Here is a 4,601-nt window from a genome sequence, read left to right on the forward strand (position 1 = left end):
GTCCAGTGCTGATTACCCGCTGCAACCAATGGTAAAATATCTTTTGCATGGATAATCCCTACAATTTTATCCATGATCTCATCATAAACCGGTAAACGCGAATACCCTTCCTTAATAATTGTATCAATCACTTCTTCTTTTGGAGAAGTTAGTTCAATACCCGAAATTTTGGTGCGGGGTACCATGATATTCTTCACCACTCGCTCATTAAAATCGAATACGTTTTTAATCAGCTCATGTTCGTTATTATCTAAGGCTCCGCTTTCTTTACCCTGGTCTAATAAATACTGAAGTTCTTCGGTACTATGAAGCGATTCATGTCCGCTTGAAGTGTCGATTCCGAATGGCTTAAGAATAATCGCAGCAAGACTATTTAATGTCCAGATGAATGGTCTAAATACCACATAAAATATCTGCAATGGTACAGAAACAAATAAGGTTGTTGCTACCGGCCGTTGGATAGCAAAAGATTTAGGCGCTAATTCACCAAATACAATATGCATAATCGTAATCAACGAGAAGGCAACAATTGTAGATGCAGTATGGATAGAAGCATCGCTCAATCCCCATTCCAAACTATCGAACAGATTTTTGAAAATGGTATGCATAACGCCTTCACCTACCCAACCTAAGCCAAGCGATGCAAGCGTTATACCCAGCTGTGTGGCTGCCAGATATCCATCAAGGTTATGAATAATCCCTTTGGCCATTTTGCCAACACGACTGCCTGTTTTTGCTTTAATTTCAATCTGTGATGCCCGGACTTTTACAATTGCAAACTCTGCTGCAACAAAAAATCCGTTTAGTAACACCAAAAATAATGCAAAGAATAATCGCCAGCCTACAGAAGTGGTATCGGGTTCTTGTAAAGCAACCAAAACTACGTTTTTGGGCAGGATTGCACTTAGCTCAAAATTTAAAAACAAACATACCGTGGGTAAATCCATTAAGCCAATTCTCTAAATGTTGTGTTATAAAGTTCTATGCTTTCTTTAATTACTTTATGCGCATAACGAACACCAAGTAAATGTTCGATGGTTACATTTTTATCTTCTAATGCTTTATAATCCTGAAAGAAACGAACAATCTCTTTCATTTGGTGTGGAGGTAATTCATCTAAATCGTTGATGTAGTTTACCGACATATCGTGAGCAGCAACCGCGATAATTTTATCATCTTGCTCTCCATTATCTACCATGTGCATTACACCTACAACTTTCGCTTCGATCAATGTCATTGGATAAACATCTACCGAGCAAAGCACCAGAATATCTAATGGATCTTTATCATCGCAATAAGTTTGCGGAATAAAGCCATAATTTGCTGGGTACATTACTGATGAAAAAAGAACCCTATCTAACTTGATCAGACCTGATTCTTTATCTATTTCGTATTTTGCTTTTGATCCTTTTGGAATTTCAATAATTGCGTTTACAATTTCCGGAACATTGTGCCCAGGAGATACGCTATGCCATGCGTGATGATCGTCTTTTGCCATTTTTAATTTAAATCTGTTTTATCCTCTTCAGGACCACTCACTACTTTACTTTTTACAAAGGTAATTAATAATGGTATAGTTGTAATAAGGATAAAGCCAATAATAATATATAATAAATAATCGTTAATTTCTTTTTCAAACCTTCTGCCTAAAAAATAACCGAGCAAAGTTAAGGAGCAGATCCAAAGTACGCCACCAACAACATTGTATAAGGCAAACTTTTTAAACTCTAATTTTACAACTCCCGCAAAAATCGGTGCAAAAGTTCTAACAATTGGCACAAACCTGCCCATAATTAATGCAAAGGCACCTTGTTTGTGATAATAATCCTCTGCAGCTTTTAAATATCTCTTCTTAAAAAAGAAACTGTCTTTTCTGGTGTACAATACGGGGCCAGTTTTACGCCCGAACCAATAGCCGGTAAAATTTCCAGAAATGGCTGCGAAACACAAGCCCGCCAAGAGCACCGCAATGTTCACATCAAGCTTGCCTGTTGCTACAAACATTCCCGCTAAAAACAATAAATAATCACCGGGAAGAAAAAAACCAAAAAACAGGCCCGTTTCTGCATAGATAACGAATACGACGAGATAGAAACCACCCTCCCTCAATAATTTCTCGGGATCAAGTAGCTGATGCAGGTTATTCCAAAAATCGTGCATATTCAATTATTCGTAAAACTACAAATAATTATCAAACAACAGCATACCTATATCAGGTTTAAAATAATTGCAGGATAAATACCTAAAATTAATGTAATGGCTACAGAAACCAGTAACACAACCTTGTACTGTGCCGGAGCTGAAAGCTCTGTTTCTGCGCCGTCTTTAAACCACATGGCTGTAATTACCCTAAAATAATAATAAAAGCCAACCAGCGCATTTAAAATCGCAAATGCAACAAGTAAGGTTTTATATTCGGTCATTACATTCAGGAACATTAAATATTTCCCGATAAAGCCAGCTGTTAGCGGAATACCGGCTAATGAAAGCATAGCTACGGTTAAACATAATGCTATTAGTGGATTACGTTTAGCTAAACCATTGAAACTTTCGAAACTATCGCTACCCGTCTTTTGTTTTACTAATATTAATACCGCAAAAGCGATAATGGATGCGAAGGTGTAAGCAGCGGCATAAACCAATACATTGTTTTCAGAGTTTTTGGTTAACACAATAAGCGAAAACAATAGGTAACCCGCGTGCGAAATACTCGAATATGCCAACATGCGTTTGAAGTTCTTTTGGAACAGCGCAGTTACGTTTCCGATGAATAAGGTTAAACAAACAATTACCATAAGTGGTGCAACCCAAAAATCGTGAAGTGGAGCAAGTGCACCAGCAAATAATCTTAAAAAAGCAGCAAAGCCTGCAGTTTTAACTACAGTACTCATGAAAGTGGTAATTAATGAAGGAGCGCCTTCGTATACATCTGGAGTCCAGAAGTGGAAAGGAGCAGCACCAACCTTAAAGCTTAAACCGATCATCATCAGGATAACACCCGGATAAAATATTGGAGAAATTGCCTGACTATTTACCAGATAGGCTTGTATTTTATCTAAATCGAATGACCCTGCAGCGCCATAAATTAGGGTGATACCAAATAAGAGGAAGCCTGTTGAGAAAGCACCCATTAGGAAATACTTTAATGAAGCTTCATTAGAGGCAAAATCCTTTTTACGGATACCGGCCAAAATGTATAAACTCACCGACATGATTTCTAAGCCTACAAATAACATGGCCATATTTTTATACGATACCATCATGATCATTCCCGCCAGCGCGAAAAGAATTAAGGTATAATATTCGGCTATGTTATCGCTTTTAGCGTGGAAATAGTTCTGTGTTAATAAAAAGATTAAAAGTGTGCCGATAATACAGATCCCGGAAAATGCCAGAGCGAAGTTATCTGTCTGCATCATTCCGAAATGAACAGCATTGCCATTCCATGCACAAAAAGTAAATCCCAGTGCAGTAAGTAAGCCAACAACGGTAAGTGGTAGTAATGCTTTATTTGCCTTAAACAAACCTGCATAAAGCACTATAAAAGCTGTTATACTAATGGTTATAATAATATTCATTGCTTAATTTACTGTGTTTAATTTTTGATTTACCTGTTCTAATAAATGTTGTACAGATGCCTCTGTTAAGTGCAAAATTGGTTTCGGATAAACACCCAAAATAATAATCAGTGCACAAATTGTATAAAGAACCAATTTTTCGGTCCCTTTAATATCGGTAAAAGTGATGGTCAAGCTGTTGGTTTCGCCCAACATTACATTTTGGTACATGCGTAACATGTAGACAGCACCAAAGATAATGGTTAATCCTGCAATAGCTGCAGCCCAAATGCCGTAGTTGTAAACGCCCATTAGCAGTAAAAACTCACCAATAAATCCGTTTGTTCCCGGCAAAGCTACCGTGCCTAAAACAATGATCAGAAAAGTAAGCGCCAACTGTGGTGCTACTTTCGCAATTCCACCTAATTCTTCAATTTTATTGGTTTTAACACGAGAGAAGATGATATCTAAAACAAAGAATAAACCAACTACATTAATACCATGGCTCAACATCTGTACCATTGCACCTTGCATACCTTGCTGGTTAAAAGCAAAGATACCTGCTGATATTAATCCAACGTGAGCAATAGATGAATAAGCTACCAAACGTTTAGCATCCTTTTGTGTAAAAGCAATCAGCGAAGCATAAACAATACCGATGATTGATAAAACAATAGCCACTTGGCCCCAATTGTGAACGCCTGCCGGAACAATTGGTAATAACCACCTAATTACACCATAAATGCCCATTTTTAACATGATACCCGATAATAGCATCGTTCCTTGTGTAGGTGCTGCGGTATAAGTATCAGGCTGCCAGGTGTGGAAAGGGAAAATTGGCATCTTAATGGCAAAAGCGATAAAGAAAGCCCAGAAAATCCATCCCTGTTGTACACTATCTAAGTTTAAAGCATAAAAGGCTTGAATATCAAAATTGTGTGCTGGGTTTTGAAGATATAAGTAAATAATACCCATCAACATAAATAATGAACCAGCAATGGTATACACGAAAAATTTCATGTTGATACGGATGCGGTCTTTTCC

At 37.5% G+C, this 4,601-nt stretch carries 5 protein-coding genes; all 5 read right to left on the bottom strand.

Annotated features, from left to right (window positions below; translation table 11 throughout):
* Positions 1–947 (bottom strand): hemolysin family protein (locus tag AC1DPQ_RS18505; protein WP_477610486.1); only part of this gene is annotated, 947 nt, incomplete at its 3' end.
* On the bottom strand, positions 947–1,498 hold the full coding sequence (locus tag AC1DPQ_RS18510) for an inorganic diphosphatase (protein ID WP_025146339.1): 552 nt from the start codon (positions 1,496–1,498) through the stop codon (positions 947–949). The genes AC1DPQ_RS18505 and AC1DPQ_RS18510, both read right to left, overlap by 1 nt.
* A 2-nt stretch (positions 1,499–1,500) precedes the next feature.
* On the bottom strand, positions 1,501–2,160 hold the full coding sequence (locus AC1DPQ_RS18515; RefSeq protein ID WP_029274742.1) for a DedA family protein: 660 nt from the start codon (positions 2,158–2,160) through the stop codon (positions 1,501–1,503).
* Positions 2,161–2,207: 47 nt separating this feature from the next.
* Positions 2,208–3,578, bottom strand: a complete 1,371-nt coding sequence (locus tag AC1DPQ_RS18520; protein WP_477610487.1) for an NADH-quinone oxidoreductase subunit N — start codon at positions 3,576–3,578, stop codon at positions 2,208–2,210.
* Positions 3,579–3,581: 3 nt separating this feature from the next.
* The coding region (locus AC1DPQ_RS18525) for a complex I subunit 4 family protein (RefSeq protein WP_477610488.1) at positions 3,582–4,601 on the bottom strand (1,020 nt) is incomplete at its 5' end.

The organism is Pedobacter sp. 01T416_2 (assembly GCF_056398925.1).